Raw genomic sequence first — 18,802 nt, 5'->3', positions numbered from 1 at the left:
TCGACCCAGTCCTGCATCAAGCCATCCGCTGCAATACGACGCCCGCCATCGGCGGCAAAGTGATCGCTATGGACTGCGCCATGCCGTCGCATTCGACATCGTTCGAATACATGCCGAAGCCGTTGCCCATGTTGCTGCCGCCGTAAAAATGCGAATCGCTGTTGAATATCTCGCGGTAGCCGCCTTTTTTCGGCACGCCGACGCGATAGTTCTCGCGCGGCACCGGGGTGAAGTTCAGCGCCACGATCACTTCCGAACCGTCGCGGGCGATGCGGCGATAGATGAGTACCGACTGGTCGGCGTTGTTACAGTCGACCCAACTGAAACCCTCATGCGAGAAGTCCAGTTCATGCAGCGCCGGCACATCGCGGTACAGCATGTTCAGATCGCGCACCAGGGTCTTGATACCGCTGTGCTCGGCGCGGTCCAGCAGATACCACTCCAGCTCGGCACCGACCTTCCACTCCTGCCCCTGTGCGATCTCGTTGCCCATGAAGTTGAGCTTCTTGCCCGAGATGGTCATCTGATAGGTGAACAGCAGACGCAGATTGGCGAACTTCTGCCAGCCGTCGCCCGGCATCTTGTCCAGCAGCGAATGCTTGCCGTGCACCACCTCGTCATGCGAGAACGGCAGCACGAAGTTCTCGGTGTAGGCATACAGCTGGCCGAAGGTCAGCATGTTCTGGTGATAGCGGCGGTGCACGGGATCGTGCTTGATATAGGCCAGCGTGTCGTTCATCCAGCCCATGTTCCACTTCATGGAGAAGCCGAGGCCCCCCAGATAAGTGGGGCGCGACACCATGGGCCACGAGGTGGATTCCTCGGCCATGGTCAGCGTGCCGGGAAAATGCTCGTGCGTCATCACATTCAACTGGCGGAAGAAATCCACGGCTTCGATGTTCTCGCGTCCGCCGTATTTGTTCGGCAGCCACTGCCCCGCTTCGCGCGAGTAGTCCAGATAAAGCATGGAAGCCACCGCATCCACGCGCAGACCGTCGATATGGAATTCTTTCAGCCAGAAATAGGCATTGGTCAGCAGGAAGTTGCGCACCTCGTTGCGACCGTAGTTGAAGATCAGCGTGCCCCAGTCCTGATGCTCGCCCAGACGCGGGTCCTCATGTTCGTACAAAGCCGTGCCGTCGAAATGTGCCAGCGCCCAGCTGTCCTTCGGGAAGTGTGCCGGTACCCAGTCCAGCAGCACACCTATGCCCGCCAGATGACAGCAATCGACGAAATAGCGGAAGTCGTCGGGCGTGCCAAAGCGGCTGGTCACGCCGAAATAACCGGTGGTCTGATAACCCCAGGACTCGTCCAGCGGATGTTCGCTGACCGGCATCAGCTCGATATGCGTGAAGCCCATCTCCTGCACGTAAGGCACCAGCGTCTCAGCCAGTTCGCGGAAGTTGTAGAAACTTCCGTTCCAATGCCGCTTCCAGGATCCCGCATGCACCTCATACACATTGAGCGGCCGATGCTGCCAATCGTTCTCGGCACGCTGCTTCATCCATGACTCATCGCGCCAATCATAGTTTGCCAACGAGACGACGCGCGATGCCGTGCCCGGACGCATCTCGAAGCTGAAGCCGTAGGGGTCGGTCTTGGTCAGCAAGGCACCGCTATGGCGGCTGCGTATCTCGAACTTGTACAGTTCACCGATGCCGATGTCGGGAATGAACATCTCCCAGATCCCGCTGCTGCCCAATGAGCGCATCGGATGCACACGTCCGTCCCAGCCGTTGAAATCCCCCACCACGCTGACACGTTCCGCATTCGGCGCCCACACCGCAAAACGCACGCCCCACACGCTTTGCAGCTCCATGTGATGTGCGCCCAGTGTGCGGTAGGCTTGTTGCAGCGTGCCTTCCGAGAACAGATGCAGGTCGTGTTCGCTGATGCTGCTGCCGAAGGTAAAGGCATCATGCACTTCCAGCAGATGATTGAAATAGTTCAGACGCAGGCGGCAAGGTGTGGGCAAATCCTGTTTGCCGTGCCACACGAACAGTCCCGCCGCATCGACACGCTCCAGTTGCAGCCAAACCTTTCCATCGAACACCGAGACTTCGGTGGCGTAAGGCTGGAACACTCGGAATACGTATTCGGATTTGGATTGGTGCAACCCCAGGTAAGAAAAGGGGTCATGGTGACGCGCTTCTAATACGGCGCGCTTATTCTGGCTTTCGTTCGACATTTATCGCTCCTGTGACGCAATATAGCCTTTAAAGGCCGGCACGACAATGTGAAGGTATGAATACCTGGCGGAAAGCAGGGGGTATAACTGGTGCGAAAGGAGAGACTCGAACTCTCACGCCTTGCGGCGCTGGAACCTAAATCCATAGATTAAATCCCACCAAACCCATTGCCTGCGCTGTTTATATTGATTCAATAATAATTATCCGGCAAAATCCGGCAAATAGTTCGTGGGCACCATCATGTGGAAAAAGGTCGAGAAAGGCATATACCAAGAAGGTTTGTACTCTTTCCGCGTACGCATGATGGTGAACGGCCACAAGCTAGACAAGACGCTCGACAGTCTAGCAGAGGCGCGCGTCTTTCGTGACAGTCACAAACTCTCTCAAGCGCTCGATGTACATGAGAGCGCAGTAATTGAGAGTCGCATAAAAAAACAGACAATAAAGGGTTTATCAGTCAGCGATGCGCTTGATCGCTACCTGCTGGAGATAACTCCACACAAGAAAGGTGCCGATACCGAGGAATGGCGAATCGGCAAAGCGAAGCGCATGCAGTTGGCAAAGAAGCCTTTCCATGGGGTCACCGCTGACGACGTAATCGCTTTCATGGGAGAGATTGGCGGAAGCGAAAACAATCAGCGCAAGTATGTCTCACTCATCTCTCACCTGTATCGCGTAGCAATACGTCAGTGGCGCCTGCCGGTGACGAATCCAGTCACCGGCCAGATGGACCTGCCAGATAACGGAGTGGCGAGAACCAGGCGGCTCAAAAAAGGGGAATACGACAAGCTGATGAAAGCGCTAATCGGCGAGCCGAAGCAATTCGTCATCATTGCGGTAGAAACGGCCATGCGCCAATCGGAAATATTCTCCTTGCGCTGGGAGAATATAAACAAAAAGAAATGCACAGCCCTACTCACCGACACAAAGAACGGCGAGTCTCGTACCACCATCCTTTCTCGCGTTGCCATGAACGCCCTTGATGCAGTTGGCTGGGAAGATGAAGGTGAGGTATGGTCGATCAACAAAGGGCAGCTCAGGAGAGCATGGGAGGCCGCCAGAGATGACATCGGCGCCCACGACCTACATTTTCATGATTTGAGGCATGAAGGCGCATCGAGACTGTTCGAAAAAGGTCTCAACGTATTTGAGGTCCAAAGTATCACTGGGCACAAGACGCTTTCGGAGTTGCGGAAGTACACGCATCTGACACCAAGTTCGATTCTTGCAAAACTGAATAAGTAGGCCAGCTACTCCTCAGGCATAAGCAACTGCCACGGCTCAACTCCAAGCGCCAAGGCAATCTTCCCGATGTTCCCCAACGATACATTCCAGATGCAGCGCTCGACCGCAGAAATATAGGTGCGGTCCAAATCACATCTGAATGCCAAGTCTTCCTGCGAAAGAGACTGTTCACGCCTAATGCGACGAACATTCTGCGCAAGAATGCTTCGCAGATCTTGCTCCTCCGAGGATTGCCCAACATTGACTGCTGTACGTTTTGCCATGCCGCGAAGAATCCGTGCTTGCGGTGTTTGTTTCCACGGAGTTTGCTTCTCATTTGTGCTAAATTGGAGCCCTACAGATAAGGAGATAACCAGAATGACTACTGTTCTCGGAATTGTCATGTTGGTGGTATGTGCGATCGGCGCCATGTCCGTTCTTTCTTGGCTATACAGGGAAGTGGTGAAGCTGCACCGCGATCAGCGGGGAGCGTTGCCACTCGCAAATTGTTTCAAGCCAAATGGAACGGGGACATTACTTAAAGTCTGCAGGACAGAAGAAATGTGGGAGAACAAGCTGACGAGATGGGAAGACCTTCCGCAATACAACGGCCGCACAATGCACTTTGGCCTCCCCCACTATCGCGACGTGAAGGTGCCAGACAAGCACAGCTATGCAACCGTGGAATACATGGATCATCCAATCAAACAGTACGTGTATGACGTGATATCCAATTTCTCAGGTGGTTTGGATGCCAAAGGGATTGCATATCAACTGTTTTTTCCAGTGATGTTCATCCTGGCTGGGGCGCCCATAATCACCGTATTGATACTTTCCGGCCTGTTCTATGCCTGGTCATTGCTATGGCTCACACCTGCAGCAAACCGCGCATCTCGACGCTCCGCTGAAAGATGCAGAAACCTCAAGCCAAGCGACTGGAGGAAGATCTACCAAGAGATCGCCGAGGAAAAAGCGCAAGAAGATATGCTGGTCCGGGCCCTGCGTAGAAGCGGGATTCGGAGATTATGAAAGACGCTCAAACTTAGAAAGGGGACTTTCTGTGAATTGCCATAATCTTCGTAAAGTAACAGCAGGGTTCGTGATGCTTGGATTGGCCCTGGCACCGCTAGCTCATGCAGGAAACATTCCAGACAACAGCACCTCGCCCTCACCCTACAAGAAAGGAGCCTCTTGCGTGCAGGAAAGCAGCAAGGCCAGCATGTTCACTTGCTGGGGAATGTTCGGGAACAAACTTGTCGGCATTGATGAAATTTACAAGCATGGATGGCGCGTAGTTGCATTCAAGCCAAGGACGGATGATCCAAACATTATCGACAACGGAATGTTGATCATTGAAGAACAGTGAGATGCAATTCTTGTTCATCGGTTTGATAGCATCTCTCGATGCCTAAAGGCGCAACAGTTCAGTTTTATCTAAATGTGCTGTCCGGTTCGTCTTAATGCGAAGCTTCACATTAGGACGAATTGCCGACCTGGCAGATCATCGGCCAAAGGAGACATCTTCGGTTTGCTGAAATGATTGCCCGAGCAGGCTAAGGAGATGTCCGCTGCTTGCTCAACAGCGGTCGTTCAAAACTAAGAGCTTGATGGTGATCGACCGTCGCCTGCTAACCCACAACGGCCCTTCAGTATCCAAAATACGCTGCCTCATAATGGTCATTCACTATGTGCATATTTATAGTAAGCGCTTCTCTGGAAGCAGATGTTCACTTGTGAGTTGCGGAGTATTTAGTATTCGAGTTACTTGGTTGTCGCCCACTCGGCGACACCTTCCCGCAGATGAATCGCTGAATATCCTTCCTTCTTGAGCAGATCAACGGCATCTTTTGCCATCAGGCAATACGGTCCCCGGCAGTAGGCAACGATAGAGCGATCCTTAGGTAATTCGCTCAGGCGCTGGCGCAACTCTTCCAGAGGGATCGATCTGGCGAACGGCAGGTGCGCGTTCAGGTATTCCTCGGACGGACGCACATCCAGCACCACCACTTCGCCCTTGCGTGCAGCCTTCAACAGACTATCGCGGTCGCTGGCGATGAGGTCGTGCGGCTGTGTGGCGATCTTCTGCAATGCCAGTTGCAGATCGACCAGTCGGTCTTCGGCCAGCGTGTGCACCTGCACCCACAGGTCGGCCACCGATTTGTTGGCCAGACGGTAGAGGATGTTCTTGCCTTGCCGCTCGGTCTCGACCAATTGCGCCATACGCAATTCGCGCAGATGCGAACTGGTCAGCTTCACGCTGATCGAGGCCTCGCGCGCGAGGGTCTCCACCGTCTTCTCACCCTGGCAGAGCAATTCGATCAGCTCTAGCCGCTTGGGGCTGGAGAACACCTTGCCGATGCGGGCGACCTGTTCGTACAGCAGATCCTTGATCTTGCGGGCGTCTTTCATATTATCAATCCATTGATTTATAGAATGTATATCTGCCACTGTAATACAGATTGACATGCGTAAACAAGCGGTGCTCTAATCATTCCAGTGGTTCCTAGATTGTTCAACATCAGGAGGTCACCATGAATCACCTGTACATCCTCAACGACGCCCCATACGGCAGCGAACGAACCTATAACGCACTGCGCCTGGCGGGCGCGGTCTCTAAAGTGGAAGGTAACACGGTGCGCGTGTTCCTGATCGGCGATGCCGCCGCAGCCGCGAACAAGGGGCAAAAGGTCCCGCAGGGTTTCTACAACGCCGAAGTGATGATCGGCAATGTGGTACGCCACGGCGGCGAGATCGGCGTCTGCGGCACCTGCATGGATGCGCGCGGCATAAACGAAAACGGGATCGCCGACGGCACCCGTCGTAGCACATTGGCCGAACTGGCCGAATGGACCATCTGGGCCGACAAGGTTCTGGTGTTTTAACTTCAGGGAGAGAGCGATGTTCTTTAAACAACTGGCAACAAAGGAATCTTCACTGTCATATTTCTTCGGCTGCGGCACCAAGGGTAAATCCATGGCGGTGGACGTGGTGGCAGGCGACGAGGCGTGGTACATCGAAGAGGCGAAGAAGGCGGGCGTCACCATCAATTTTGTGATCGACACGCATGTGCACGCCGACCATTACTCCGGCGGCCGCAAGCTGGCGCAGATGGTGGGCGCGCCCTATTGCCTGCACGAATCCGATCAGGGGCGCGTGAAGTTCGAGTTCGAATCCCTGACCGACGGTCAATCGCTCAACCTCGGTAACGTCAACGTCGAAGTGCTGCATACGCCGGGCCACACGCCCGACAGCATCTGCCTGCTGGTGACCGACATGCGTCGCGGCGAATTGCCCTGGTTCGTCATCACCGGCGACACGCTGTTCGTCGGTGCCATCGGCCGCCCCGACTTGCTCGGCCGCGAGAAGGAGATGGCCTCCCAGCTTTACGACAGCATCCATGCCAAATTATTGACCCTGCCTAACGAGGTCGAGATATATCCCGGCCATCAGGCAGGCAGCGTCTGCGGTGCCGGTTTGTCCGGCAAGCCGAGTTCGACCATCGGTTTCGAGAAACGCTGGAACTCAGCCCTGGCGGGCAGCAAGGAAGCGTTCGTCGAATCGCTGTTGCAGGAGATCCCGCCGCGCCCCGCCGAGATGGACAAGATGGTCGCCGCCAACATCGCGGGCTGATGATGACGCACGTCACACTGACCCACGGCATCCGCGACAACCTGGGCCAGTTCCTGCACCAACTGCTGCAAGTCATGCTGGTGGGTTTCACCATCGGCATGATGCGCACAGTGGTGCCCGCGCTGTCCGAATCCGAATTCGGCGTGCCGAAGGATTCCTTCATGCTGCTCACCGCGTTCGTGGTGGCGTTCGGGCTGGTCAAGGGCACGCTCAATTTCGTGGCAGGTCGCCTGTCCGAACGCATCGGGCGCAAGAAGGTGTTGCTGCTGGGCTGGGCCGCAGCACTGCCGATTCCCTTGATGGTGTATTTCGCGCCATCGTGGAGCTGGATCGTCGCCGCCACCGTGTTGCTCGGCATCAACCAGGGTTTGACGTGGTCGATGACGCAGACTTCCAAACTCGACATCACCCGCGCCGACCAGCGCGGCCTGACCATTGGTCTGAATGAGTTCTCCGGCTATGTCGGCCTTGCGCTGGCGGGCATCATCACCGCCTATCTGGCGACCATGCTGGGTCCGCGCAGCGGTCTGTTGATATTCGGCATGACCACCATCCTGCTCGCCATCCTGCTCACCCTGTTGTGGGTCAAGGACACGCTGCCTTGGGCGAGGCATGAGGCGGCCAAGGATAAGGCCGGTTTGAGTAGCGGCCCGCTGGCACGTTACCCGACCAATATCAGCGCACAGCCGACCACGTGGGAAGTGTTCACGCTGGTGTCGTGGCGCGACAAGCGCCTCGCTGCCATCAGCCAGGCCGGGCTGGTGGAGAAGTTCGTCGATGCGCTGGTGTGGGTGTTCTATCCGGTGTTCCTCTACCAGCGCGGCATCAGCCTGCCCGACATCGGCTGGATCGTCGGCGTGTACGGTTTCGTCTGGGGCGGTTCGCAATTCTTCACCGGCAAACTGTCCGACCACATCGGCCGTCATATTCCCAATGTCCTCGGCATGTGGATCTGCGGTGCGGGCGTGGCGATGATGCTGTTCGGCGAAGGCATGGTGTGGTGGTCGTTCTCCGCCGCCGTTTCCGGTATCGGCATGGCGCTGCTGTATCCCAACCTGTCGGCCGCCATCGCAGACATCTCCCATCCCGACTGGCGCGGCTCCGCCATCGGCATCTACCGCTTTTGGCGCGATCTGGGTTACGGCATCGGCGCACTCGGCCTGGGCATCGCCGCGCACTTCAGCGGCTCGGTGGACGCGGCGTTCTGGTTTGTGGTGCTCTCGATGTTCCTGTCGGGAGGCTGGCTCTGGCTGTTCGGAGAGGAGACGCATCCGCGCATTAACCCTGCAGAGGATAAGAGAAATGATTGATGTGCGCGTGATCTCGCAAATTCCACCGGGTGGGCGCTGCGGTCTCTACACCGGCTACGGGCAGTACTGGCTGCATTATCTGGAACGCGCCGATAGCGGCCAGACCGATGGCGGGTTGGGCAACAGCGTTCTGATCGCAACTGAACCTCTGGACGAGAATGCAGCGTGGACCGCTTTCCAGCCGGGCGAGTTGCGCCTGTACCGGGGCGGAATAATGATCTTGAGTTTGATGACGCAGCCGGTTCCCGCCCCCGAAACTGCATGATACTGTGGCTCGTCTGAATCGATGGGCACGAAAGCAGCATTACGCACTCGAACAATGCGAGGTTTAAGATGCGACCTAGAGGGGGAGCGACATGATGAACAATTGGAACGGATTCGGCGGATGGGGTATGGGATTTGGTTTCGTTTTCATGCTGCTGTTCTGGGGCCTGGTCATACTCGGGATAGTCGCCTTGATTCGATGGTTGATTAAGCAGCCGTCGCCGGACAGGAGTCCGCGCGACAAGACACCATTGGAGATTGCACGGGAGCGCTATGCGCGCGGCGAGATGGACCGGGAAGAATACGAGCGGATGAAACGCGACCTGGAATCATGAATACGAGAGTGCCGATTTCGCCCCCTCAAGCAAACGTACTTTTTTGTCTGTTATACTTTCCAGCATGCGCGCCGTTTTTACCTTGATTTTTTCTATTATGCTTTCGCTGAATGCCACTCATGCGATTGCAGTAGGTATTTGCGATACGCTGGAACACTCATCTGGCCTCACGGCACATTTGGGGCATCACAGCCATGAACACGGCGACGATCATCACCACGATGAACATCAAGCGGACATATCAGAAGCTGGCAACTCTGCTGCGGCAAGTGATCACCACCATACACATGTGCATCCCAGTTTCCTTTACCTGCTCACGGAAATGAACGGCGTTGTGCCACTAACAGGTGGGAGCACGCTGGCGGTAGTTACATCCGACACTTTCATCTCGGTAGCACCTTCTCGACTCGAACGTCCCCCAAGAACCGCTCTTGCCTGATCCGGCGAGACGCCTCTTGTTGTTCACCCTTATTTAGCGACCTCACGCGTCTCGCCGAATTCATTCCTCTTTCAATCAGGAGAATTCGATGCGCAAATTTCTATTGCCGCTTGGGTTGGCGGCGCAGCTTTTCAATCCGGTATTTGCACAAACCCTGACAGCAGCACCTGCCGACGCTGTAGGAAACGATAACTCGCCGCCACTATTGGTACATAAAGCTACCGTATGGTCGCTTGCGGACAGTGTGCAACGCATACATGACATAGCACCTGAGCTTCGTACCGCCGAAGCGGAGATTGCCGCACGCGAGGCAGAGCTTGAACAGGCCGATGTCTGGCCGAATCCGACCGTGGATATTCGCGCCGATAACAGGCTTGGTATCGAAGATGGAAGCGGCGGGAGCGGGCTTACCCAGTTCGCACTAAGCCAGCCGCTTCCGCTACGCCGGCTTGTCCGCCAGCGAGCCGTTGCCGAAGCTAATCTTGACAGTGCGCGCGAAAATCTCCGCAACCAGCAGCTATTGCTGGAACGCGAAGTCGCGCGGGCTTTTCATGCGTTGCAACTGGCTGAAGCCAAACGCCAGCTTTCCCTGGAACGGTTGCAACTCGTTGCGGAACCGCCCGGCATCGCGCGCAAGAAAAGCGCAGACGGACTGGTCCGCTACCTCACCCCTCTTGAGCGCCAACGGCTGGCAATCCTGAGCGAGGAGGCAAGCCAGGCCGCTGTGACGGCCGAGCGAGAGCAGCAAAAAGCGCTCATTGATTTCCGCGCTTTACTCGCCTTGCAGGATGGCGCACCAGTCAAGTTGACAAAGATCGCTCCTCCCCAAACACCTGCCAGTCTGGATGTGTATGTGCGCGCGCTGGATACCCATCCGGCACTGGCGGCAGCACGCAAACAGTCCGAGGCGGCGCAGGCTGGAATTGCCGTCGCCGAATCTCAACGTTATGCCGATCCGTCATTGAACCTGTTCCGTGAACGCGATTTCCTAGCGGGCCAGCGACGCGATGTGACCGGCATTGGCGTGAGTGTGCAGATTCCGCTGTGGAACAACAGCAGCGGTCTGGTTGCCAAGGCTGGGGCAGATGCCGGGCGGGCGCAGGCACAACTTGCGACGATGCAACGTAATGCCTACAGCAGTCTTGCACAAGCACATTTTCAACTAGTGCGTTTGCTCGAACAGACCGAACGGTTACGCGTGAATCTGCTTGAACCTGCGCGCGAGGTATATGCGCTCACGCGCCGTGGTTTTGGTGCGGGCGAGTTGAATGTCCTTACGCTGGTTGATGCCAACAACACCTATTTTGATGCCCATACACGTCACCTGCAGCTACAGCAAGAAAGCGCGCTCGCAGCTGCCGACCTGCGCCTTGCAGCCGGCATTTCCGTGATCGATTTCCCGAAGGAGGTTGCGCCATGATCGCCGCTCTGATCCGTTTTGCCCTGATCCAGCGCTTGATGTTGCTGTTGATCGCCGTGGCTGTTGTTGTCGGTGGCCTGTGGGCATTTCGCTCGCTCCCCATCGACGCTTTCCCTGATATTTACACGCCGCAGGTGCAGGTAATTGTGAATGCGCCGGGTATGACACCGGCCGAGGTCGAAAGCCGCATCACCTTCCCGATCGAGATCGAGATGCAGGGTCTGCCGCGCCAGACGGCGCTGCGCTCGCTCAACAAATACGCACTCGGTCTGGTGACTGTCTGGTTCGAGGACGGCACCGACATATATCTGGCGCGCCAGCAGGTGGCCGAGCGTCTGAATCAGGTGCGCGCCAGCCTGCCGCCAGGAGTTGAGCCGGTGCTGGCACCGATCACGACCCCGCTCGGCGAGATTTACATGTATCGCATCGAGGGCGGAGGGTTGAGCAACGCCGAATTGCGCACGCTTCAGGATTGGTCGATCCGGCCGCGCTTGCGCACCGTATCCGGCGTCGCCGACGTGAACTCGCTTGGCGGCGAAGCGCGTGCATTCGAGGTTATCGTGCAACCCGAAAAACTCGCACGTCATGGCCTCGTACTCGACGATGTCGAACTGGCGCTTGCAGCGAGCAACCGCAATGCCGGCGGAGATCGGATCAACCGGCAGGAGCAGACGCTGCTGGTGCGCACAGTAGGCGTACTGCGTGGTCTGGACGACATCGGCAGGGTGGTCATCGCCACGCGTAGCGGTATGCCGGTACTCGTTAAGGATGTGGCGGAAGTGCGCATGGGTTCGCTCACACGCTACGGCGGCGTGACTGCCGATGGCAAGGGTGAAGTGGTCACCGGTCTGGTTCTGTTGCGCAAGGGCGCGAACGGACGCACTACGGTCGAGGGCGTGAAGCGCGAACTTGCCGCACTTTCCTCTACATTGCCGGAAGGCGTCAGGATCGTGCCATTTTACGACCGCACCGAACTGATAGATGAGGCCGTATGGACGGTTGAGAAGGCACTTGGCGAAGCCGTGTTGCTGGTGTTGATCGTGCTCATCGTGCTGCTCGGCAACCTGCGCGCTGCCCTCACGGTGGCATTTATTCTGCCCTTATCGGTACTGTTCACTTTCCTGATGATGCGATTGTTCGATGTTTCCGCCAACCTCATGTCGCTCGGAGGGCTGGCGGTCGCGATCGGCATACTGGTGGATGCCGCCGTGGTGATCGTGGAGAACATCCACGCCCAGCTTGCTCAGTCGCCGAAAGGGGTGAGCCGCTTGCATCTGGTATACCGCGCCACTACCGAGGTCGGCATGCCGGTACTGTCCGGCGTGCTCATCATCGTCATCGTGTTCCTGCCGCTGTTCACGCTGTCCGGACTGGAAGGCAAGATGTTCGCACCGCTCGCACTGACTATTTGTTTCGCGCTTGCGGGTTCGCTGCTGCTGTCACTCACCGTCATCCCGGTACTTGCCAGCCTGTTCATGCGCAGCGGTGCGCACGGCGATGAACGATTGCTGGCGGCGGTCAAGCGTTTGTATCTGCCGGTGATGCGTTGGGCCATCACATACCGCAAGACCGCAGTGAGCGGCGCTCTTGTTGCGCTGATCGCCACAGCGATGCTGGTCCCCCTCATAGGCAGCGAATTCATGCCGGCGATGGATGAGGGATCGACCGTGGTGATTATCGAGAAGAAGCCCGACATCACGCTTGAAGCCTCGCTGGCAGCGGATGCGCAGTACCATCGTGCGATGATGGAATTGCCGGAGGTCATCGGTGTTGTGTCACGCACCGGAGCGGACGAACTGCGGCTTGATCCGATGGGACTGTATCAGACCGACAACTTCGTGCTTACCAAACCCCGTAGCGAGTGGACACGCAGCCTAGGCGAATTCCAAGAGGCGCTGCGCCATAAACTCGAACAGTTCGAAGATATTGAGGTCGCTTTCACCCAACCTATCGACATGCGCGTATCGGAGATGCTCTCCGGCGTGCGCGCCGCACTGGCGATCAAGATATACGGTGATGACCTCGCGGTGTTAGAGGAAAAATCGCAGCAGATAGAGGAACTGGCGGCAAAGATACCCGGCGCAGTGGACATCGTTCGATCACCCGTTCTCGGGCAGCAGTACCTGCAAATCGAGATACATGCCGAGCGAATCGCGCGCTATGGGATCCGGGTTGAAGACATCAACAAGTTGATCGAAACTGCTGTCGGCGGCAAGGTGGTCACGGATGTGATCGAGGCTAATCGACGCACCGGAGTACTGATGCGATTCCCGGAAGCCGCGCGTACCACGCCGCAAGCGCTTGCGCATCTGCTGATCGGAACGCCGGGTGGTGCCAAGGTTCCGCTTTCCTTGCTGGCCGATATCCGCGAGGTAGAAGGGCCGGTGCAAATCACCCGCGAGGCAGGCAAGCGTCTTGCCGTGGTGCAGGTGAATGTGGCGGGTCGCGATGTGGTTAGTCTGGTAGAGGAAGTACGCACCGCAATCGAACGGGAAATCAAACTTCCGCAGGGCTATTACATCGACTACGGCGGGCAGTTCGAGAATCAGCAGCGTGCGGCACAGCGGCTGGGGATAGTCGTTCCCGTGTCGGTCGCACTAATCTTCTTTATGCTGTTCTCGACCTTCCGTTCGGTGCGCCAAGCGGGCCTGATCATCCTGAATATCCCGTTCGCCATGATAGGTGGCGTGGTAAGTCTGTACCTTTCCGGACTCTATCTTTCGGTCCCTGCATCGGTAGGATTCATCACGTTGTTCGGCGTAGCAGTGCTGAACGGTGTAGTGTTGGTGACCTATATCAATCAGTTGCGTTCATCCGGACGCACGGTGCTGCAAGCGGTGCAGGAAGGCGCGGAACGGCGGCTGCGGCCAGTCCTGATGACAGCGCTCATCGCCAGCCTTGGTCTCGTGCCGATGTTGCTTGCCACCGGTCCCGGCTCAGAATTGCAGCAACCGCTTGCGATAGTGGTGATCGGCGGGCTGTTTACCTCGACACTGCTCACGCTGGTGCTGTTGCCCACACTCTATGTCTGGCTTGAAACACGCACCGAGATACCCAGTAAACACACCAAAGGAGGCATATTGTGAAGAATCTCATGTTGATCGTACCCGCCGATATTGAACAGGCGCTGGCCGACACATTGCGCAGTATTGAGCCGGTGACGGGTTTCACATTTACCCGCGTCGAGGGGCATGGCACACAAGACGAGTACAACAGCGCGCTTTCAGCACGCGATCGTGTGGTTGGCTATACCCCGCATGTGCGCGTTGACATTCTGCTCAAGAACGAAGACGTGGACGAAGTATTGCGGGGCCTGCGCGCTGCCGATTGCGGATTGACGGGAAGAGGGATTTTCCGGGTTACAGATGTTGAGCAACAAGGCCAGTTATGACGAAGAGATAACCGCATACAGAAAATCCCTGTAACAAACCATCTGCACCAAGAGGATATCAGCCATGACTTTCCATCAAGGAAATCCAGCATGAATACCGAAAATTTGTCCAACTGGATGCACGACCACGTTTTCGATACAAGTAACGAGGCCGCCGAGCACAGCACGTGGGTGGTGATGTGGATCACGGCTGTGATGATGGTGGTCGAGATCACTGCGGGCTGGTGGTACAACTCGATGGCCCTGCTCGCGGACGGTTGGCATATGAGCTCCCATGCCGTCGCGATTGGCCTCTCCGCGATGGCCTACGTCACAGCGCGGCGTTACGCGAAAGACCCGCGCTTCGCGTTCGGCACATGGAAGGTCGAGATTCTGGGCGGTTTTGCCAGCGCTATCTTCCTGCTCGGCGTGGCCGTGATGATGCTGGTTGGCTCGGCGGAGCGAATCATCTCGCCGCAACCCATCCAGTACCGGGAAGCGATTGTGATTGCCATCCTCGGGTTGGCCGTGAATGTCGTTTGCGCTTTGATTCTCGGCAAGGCGCACCATCACGATCATGGTCATTCGCATGGACACGATCATGGTCATGACCATCACCACAGCCAGCATCACGATCTCAACCTGAAGTCAGCCTACTTGCATGTCATCGCCGACGCGGCCACTTCGGTTCTTGCCATTGTGGCGTTGTTCGGTGGGTGGCTCTATGGCTGGTCGTGGCTAGACCCGGTCATGGGCATCGTCGGAGCGGTACTTGTGGCGATATGGGCCAAGGGGCTGATTGCCGACACGGGCAAGGTGCTGCTCGACCGCGAGATGGATCACCCGGTGGTCGATGAGATTCGGGAAGTGGTGGAAACGGCTGCCGATGCCGGTGACACCCGAATCACTGACCTGCACGTCTGGCGTGTTGGCAAGAAGGTCTATTCGTGCGCCATGACCGTGGTGACCCACGATGCGACCCTGACACCAAACGTCGTGCGTGAGCGTCTGTCAATGCACGAGGAAATCGTCCATTCGACCATCGAGATTCATTATTGCTCCGATGTGCCCGCAGGGGTTGTCGCGGCGGCATGAAAACGTTTTTTCTTTATCTCGTCACGGCGATTGCGGAAATCGTCGGTTGCTATTTGCCGTGGCTCTGGGGACAAGACGAGGCAGCGAGGCTTCTGCCGTATGCAGGAGATGAGCTTGGCTGAATTTGCATGGTTGCTGACTCTGCTTGACGCTGCATCCGGTGGTGCCAGGCAGCAAACATCAAACCTTTGCAAGCTATCGGTTCGACGGGACAAAACCCTTTTCGGCAATCAAGTTTTGATGCTTGCCTCTGTAGGCTACAGGAAGAGGAAAGGTAGTTATCAGTTAACTCGGAACTACAGCAGGAAAAACAATCTCAAATCGCGTCAATCCATCAGCTGAGAATACCCGGATCGTTCCCTTGTGCGCTTCAATGATGGATTTTGTGATTGCAAGCCCGAGACCCGCGCCATCGCTGGCTTTTTGGCGCGAAGAATCCACTCGGTAAAATCGGTCGAATAGCTTGGGTAGATGTTCAGCCGGGATATTCTCACCCGGATTCTCAAAGGTAAGCCGGACTTTGCCGGATTTCGCCTCCTGCGCGATGATTACTTTGACCATGGCGTGGCGGAGCGTGTGCCTGATGGCATTTGAGAGCAAATTGCTGAATGCCCTGCGGAGCATCAGTTTATCCCCTTGCACATAACCTTCTCCGGCAAGAATCAAGCTGACGTTTTGCTCTTCAGCAATAGCCTCATAGAAGCCGAATACTTCTCGCACCTCAGCGGCCAAATTTACCGCTTCTCTGTTCGGTATGATCAACCCGTTGTCGGCTTTCGCCAGAAAAAGCATGTCGGCAATCATGCGCGCCAGCCGTTCGAATTCCTCTAGGTTCGAATACAGCACTTCGCGATATTCATCAACCGACCTTTCCCTGGATACAGCCACCTGTGTCTGCGTCATCAGATTGCTGACTGGGGTCCGTAGTTCGTGGGCGAGATCGGAAGAAAAATCCGACAATCGGTGAAAAGATTCCTCGAGGCGGGCAAACATTTCGTTGAGCGTGCGTACCACTTCCGCCAATTCGACGGGAATGGACTCAACAGGCAGCCGCTGGTTCAATCGGTGGGCGGTAATCTGTGCCGCGTCCCGACTGATGACTCTCAACGGAGCCAAGCCTCTCATTGCGGCAAACCAACCCAACATGCCGCTCGCAACGGTCGCCAGCGCAACGATGGTCCACAACGCATTCCAGAATGACGCCATGAAGGTTTCGTGATGAGCCAGGTCAGTCGCCAATTCTATGATCGCCGGTGAAAACCCGGGTATATCCATGGGAGCGACGCCGGACAAGACTCTGAGCGAAGTACCATCGCGCCCGGTCATGCGTATCGGTTGTGTGACAACCGAAGAATTGGCTGGCGGAGGCAGAATATCGGAATTTGCAGTGACATAGACAATCTGACCGTCCGCCGCCAGAATCCGTACAAACAGTCCGTGGTGACCGACGAGAGCTCCTTCCAGGCGCGTAGCCAGAAATTTCAGATCATCGTCTGACTTCACTTCTGCCAGCGCACCACGGACGAGCTCGAGCTTGCCGACCAACAACTCGCCATCGAGTTCCTCGAAATGCCGGTCGACCAGATGGCCGACGACCAGCCCAAGCAATAGAAGTACGAACGAAGAAACGGCAGCGAACAGCAGGGTCAGGCGTAACGTAACCGATTTTCCATGCGGGAGTCTCACTCGCTGACCTCTAGGACATACCCCATGCCTCGTGCCGTATGGATCAGCTTCGGCACGTAGCCGTCATCTATCTTAGCGCGCAACCGGCGGATTGCCACTTCGATGACGTTGGTGTCGCTATCGAAGTTCATGTCCCAAACTTGGGAGGCGATCATGGACCGTGGGAGCACCTCGCCTTGTCTGCGAAGCAGAAGTTCGAGCAGGGAAAATTCCTTCGCGGTCAGATTGATCTTCTTCCCGCAGCGGGTCACACGCCTGCGCAGCAGATCTAGTTCGAGATCAGCCGCCCGCAGGACATCGGGCTCCCTAAGCTTATTCCCCCGGCGAAGCAAGGTACGAACGCGCGCTAACAGTTCGGAAAAAGAGAACGGTTTGACAAGATAGTCATCGGCGCCGAGTTCCAGCCCCTTGACACGGTCGTCTATGGCGTCCTTGGCAGTCAAGAAAAGTACGGGCATCTCCTTGCCTGACCGACGCACACCCTGAAGCACCTGCCAACCGTCGATGCCGGGCAGCATTACGTCCAGGATTGCTAGGTCATAAGCTTCGGTTAGGGCCAGATGCAGACCATCCAGCCCATCCCGCGCCAGATTGACAACAAAACCAGCCTCGCATAGCCCCTGACGGAGGTAATCCCCAGTCTTGAGCTCGTCTTCGACGACAAGAATCTTCATTGAACTATCTCCAATATCTGAATGAATTACGCCGAAATTATGCTCTCACATTACACCAGAATCCTCTTCCTTACGGAAATGTAATCGGGAGGGCGGCATGTTAGCCACCATTCAATTAGGCTCGCAGGGTGACAAAACCATGACAAAAGGGTAATGAGCGGGTCACCTCGCTGTAGGAGTAAAGTGACTAACATGGCAACAACTGGGAAGCCATTCGTCCCAGCCAATTCATTCGCAATGAATCCATTAGAACGCAACATAAAAGGAGCAACTACCATGAAAAAACTGCTGATTGCCTCAATTTTCGCTGCCATGTCCACATCTGTGTTCGCTGTCGATGCTGCGCAGGTGGACAAGTCGATTCCACTCAAGGACGGAACTACGCTATACATTTTTAAGGATGGGAAAATGAGCATGGAGGACAAGTATGGCCGTGCTACTCGCATGAAGGAGAATCAGGTCATGGAAACGAAGGACGGGCAGAAAATCATGATGCATGGCGATGAAGTGATGCGCCTCGACGACTATTTGAACAAGGACTATCGCGGCTGACGAGTCCCATTCAGATACGGTTTCGAACCTGATCGGATGGACTGGGAACAGGTGATCGTCAAGGCGTTGTCCAACTTAACTGTGCCCAGAGCTTACCGATTCTGTCGGCTTGCGTCTGCGCGTTGCATTTGCAGCCCTGGCGCAAGCACCGGCATCAAGTTCGCACCATTCAATTTTTATCAGGAGATCAAACATGAAATTCGCAACCTTCAGCTTTTCTGCATTCTTGCTCGCCACTTCCACTGCCGCACTGGCAGCCGATCATATGCAGCACATGCCCCAGGCCGACATGCATCTGGCCGATGCGCATGCCGTTCAGAAACATGTGGGACAGGGCGTGGTGAACAAGATCGACATGCAGCACAACAAGGTCAACATGACGCACAGCCCGATCCAGTCGCTCGGCTGGCCCGGCATGACCATGGACTTCAAGGTCAAGGATGCCGCGATCCTGAAGGGCATCAAGCCCGGCCAGAAAGTGATGTTCGAAGTGGTCAATGAAGGACCTCGCATGTATTTCGTCACGCACATTACGCCGCAGAAATAATCGCGGCTCGGCTGTGCGGCAGTCACCGAACCCCGTGACTGCCGCACCGACAGGGGTCAACTGAAAG

21 protein-coding genes are annotated in these 18,802 nt (G+C 56.3%); 16 read left to right on the top strand and 5 right to left on the bottom strand.

Annotation, left to right across the window (positions count from 1 at the left end):
* Nucleotides 1-16 precede the first annotated feature (16 nt).
* On the bottom strand, nucleotides 17-2,188 hold the full coding sequence (glgB, locus tag ACYCZ5_RS10450) for a 1,4-alpha-glucan branching protein GlgB (RefSeq protein WP_461544740.1): 2,172 nt from the start codon (nucleotides 2,186-2,188) through the stop codon (nucleotides 17-19).
* Nucleotides 2,189-2,417: 229 nt separating this feature from the next.
* On the opposite strand from glgB, the gene ACYCZ5_RS10445 reads away from it, so the two are divergent.
* Nucleotides 2,418-3,434, top strand: coding sequence for a tyrosine-type recombinase/integrase (locus ACYCZ5_RS10445; protein ID WP_461544739.1), 1,017 nt, complete (start codon nucleotides 2,418-2,420; stop codon nucleotides 3,432-3,434).
* Nucleotides 3,435-3,439: 5 nt separating this feature from the next.
* On the opposite strand, the gene ACYCZ5_RS10440 is transcribed toward ACYCZ5_RS10445, so the two are convergent.
* Nucleotides 3,440-3,697, bottom strand: a complete 258-nt coding sequence (locus ACYCZ5_RS10440) for a helix-turn-helix domain-containing protein (RefSeq protein WP_461544738.1) — start codon at nucleotides 3,695-3,697, stop codon at nucleotides 3,440-3,442.
* A 94-nt stretch (nucleotides 3,698-3,791) separates the two neighbouring features.
* Between ACYCZ5_RS10440 and ACYCZ5_RS10435 the strand changes: the two genes are divergently transcribed.
* Both ACYCZ5_RS10435 and ACYCZ5_RS10430 read left to right on the top strand, forming a co-directional pair.
* Nucleotides 3,792-4,442 (top strand): hypothetical protein, encoded by a 651-nt coding sequence (locus tag ACYCZ5_RS10435; RefSeq protein WP_461544737.1) that lies wholly within the window; start codon nucleotides 3,792-3,794, stop codon nucleotides 4,440-4,442.
* 73 nt (nucleotides 4,443-4,515) lie between these two features.
* Nucleotides 4,516-4,779 carry a hypothetical protein gene (locus ACYCZ5_RS10430; protein ID WP_461544736.1) on the top strand — a complete coding sequence of 88 codons (264 nt, stop codon included), beginning with the start codon at nucleotides 4,516-4,518 and terminating at the stop codon, nucleotides 4,777-4,779.
* Between the two features lie 395 nt (nucleotides 4,780-5,174).
* On the opposite strand, the gene ACYCZ5_RS10425 is transcribed toward ACYCZ5_RS10430, so the two are convergent.
* Nucleotides 5,175-5,822, bottom strand: coding sequence for an ArsR/SmtB family transcription factor (locus ACYCZ5_RS10425; protein ID WP_461544735.1), 648 nt, complete (start codon nucleotides 5,820-5,822; stop codon nucleotides 5,175-5,177).
* A 122-nt stretch (nucleotides 5,823-5,944) separates the two neighbouring features.
* On the opposite strand from ACYCZ5_RS10425, the gene ACYCZ5_RS10420 reads away from it, so the two are divergent.
* From ACYCZ5_RS10420 to ACYCZ5_RS10370, 11 genes are all read left to right on the top strand, one after another.
* Complete coding sequence (locus ACYCZ5_RS10420) at nucleotides 5,945-6,295, top strand: DsrE/DsrF/TusD sulfur relay family protein (RefSeq protein WP_461544734.1); 351 nt, start codon at nucleotides 5,945-5,947, stop codon at nucleotides 6,293-6,295.
* Nucleotides 6,296-6,311: 16 nt separating this feature from the next.
* A complete protein-coding gene (locus ACYCZ5_RS10415; protein ID WP_461544733.1) occupies nucleotides 6,312-7,043 on the top strand; it encodes an MBL fold metallo-hydrolase in 732 nt (243 codons plus the stop codon).
* Nucleotides 7,043-8,353 (top strand): MFS transporter, encoded by a 1,311-nt coding sequence (locus tag ACYCZ5_RS10410; RefSeq protein ID WP_461544732.1) that lies wholly within the window; start codon nucleotides 7,043-7,045, stop codon nucleotides 8,351-8,353. Before ACYCZ5_RS10415 ends, ACYCZ5_RS10410 begins: the two co-directional genes overlap by 1 nt.
* Nucleotides 8,346-8,618: a class II glutamine amidotransferase gene (locus ACYCZ5_RS10405; RefSeq protein ID WP_461544731.1), complete on the top strand. Its 273-nt coding sequence runs from the start codon at nucleotides 8,346-8,348 to the stop codon at nucleotides 8,616-8,618. The genes ACYCZ5_RS10410 and ACYCZ5_RS10405 overlap by 8 nt, the downstream gene beginning before the upstream one ends.
* A 91-nt stretch (nucleotides 8,619-8,709) precedes the next feature.
* Nucleotides 8,710-8,952 (top strand): SHOCT domain-containing protein, encoded by a 243-nt coding sequence (locus tag ACYCZ5_RS10400; RefSeq protein ID WP_461544730.1) that lies wholly within the window; start codon nucleotides 8,710-8,712, stop codon nucleotides 8,950-8,952.
* Between the two features lie 43 nt (nucleotides 8,953-8,995).
* Complete coding sequence (locus ACYCZ5_RS10395; protein ID WP_461544729.1) at nucleotides 8,996-9,391, top strand: hypothetical protein; 396 nt, start codon at nucleotides 8,996-8,998, stop codon at nucleotides 9,389-9,391.
* A gap of 88 nt (nucleotides 9,392-9,479) precedes the next feature.
* A complete protein-coding gene (locus ACYCZ5_RS10390; RefSeq protein WP_461544728.1) occupies nucleotides 9,480-10,811 on the top strand; it encodes a TolC family protein in 1,332 nt (443 codons plus the stop codon).
* A complete protein-coding gene (locus tag ACYCZ5_RS10385; RefSeq protein WP_461544727.1) occupies nucleotides 10,808-13,897 on the top strand; it encodes an efflux RND transporter permease subunit in 3,090 nt (1,029 codons plus the stop codon). The genes ACYCZ5_RS10390 and ACYCZ5_RS10385 overlap by 4 nt, the downstream gene beginning before the upstream one ends.
* A complete protein-coding gene (locus ACYCZ5_RS10380; protein ID WP_461544726.1) occupies nucleotides 13,894-14,202 on the top strand; it encodes a P-II family nitrogen regulator in 309 nt (102 codons plus the stop codon). The genes ACYCZ5_RS10385 and ACYCZ5_RS10380 overlap by 4 nt, the downstream gene beginning before the upstream one ends.
* A gap of 90 nt (nucleotides 14,203-14,292) precedes the next feature.
* The gene (gene dmeF / locus ACYCZ5_RS10375) at nucleotides 14,293-15,276 is read left to right on the top strand and encodes a CDF family Co(II)/Ni(II) efflux transporter DmeF (protein WP_461544725.1); all 984 of its coding nucleotides are present in this window, start codon (nucleotides 14,293-14,295) and stop codon (nucleotides 15,274-15,276) included.
* The gene (locus ACYCZ5_RS10370; protein ID WP_461544724.1) at nucleotides 15,273-15,398 is read left to right on the top strand and encodes a hypothetical protein; all 126 of its coding nucleotides are present in this window, start codon (nucleotides 15,273-15,275) and stop codon (nucleotides 15,396-15,398) included. Before dmeF ends, ACYCZ5_RS10370 begins: the two co-directional genes overlap by 4 nt.
* A 163-nt stretch (nucleotides 15,399-15,561) precedes the next feature.
* On the opposite strand, the gene ACYCZ5_RS10365 is transcribed toward ACYCZ5_RS10370, so the two are convergent.
* Together ACYCZ5_RS10365 and ACYCZ5_RS10360 are read right to left on the bottom strand one after the other, a co-directional pair.
* Nucleotides 15,562-16,962, bottom strand: a complete 1,401-nt coding sequence (locus ACYCZ5_RS10365; RefSeq protein ID WP_461544723.1) for a heavy metal sensor histidine kinase — start codon at nucleotides 16,960-16,962, stop codon at nucleotides 15,562-15,564.
* Nucleotides 16,959-17,636 (bottom strand): heavy metal response regulator transcription factor, encoded by a 678-nt coding sequence (locus tag ACYCZ5_RS10360; RefSeq protein WP_461544722.1) that lies wholly within the window; start codon nucleotides 17,634-17,636, stop codon nucleotides 16,959-16,961. The genes ACYCZ5_RS10365 and ACYCZ5_RS10360 overlap by 4 nt, the downstream gene beginning before the upstream one ends.
* Before the next feature lie 276 nt (nucleotides 17,637-17,912).
* Between ACYCZ5_RS10360 and copK the strand changes: the two genes are divergently transcribed.
* Both copK and ACYCZ5_RS10350 read left to right on the top strand, forming a co-directional pair.
* Entirely contained in the window at nucleotides 17,913-18,188 is a 276-nt protein-coding gene (copK, locus tag ACYCZ5_RS10355) for a periplasmic Cu(I)/Cu(II)-binding protein CopK (protein ID WP_461544721.1), read from the top strand.
* Nucleotides 18,189-18,381: 193 nt separating this feature from the next.
* Nucleotides 18,382-18,735: a copper-binding protein gene (locus ACYCZ5_RS10350; protein WP_461544720.1), complete on the top strand. Its 354-nt coding sequence runs from the start codon at nucleotides 18,382-18,384 to the stop codon at nucleotides 18,733-18,735.
* Nucleotides 18,736-18,802: the final 67 nt, after the last annotated feature.

It is taken from the genome of Sideroxydans sp., assembly GCF_054604835.1.
Note: the sequence above shows the minus strand (reverse complement) of the source record. Positions and strands in the feature narration are given on the sequence as shown.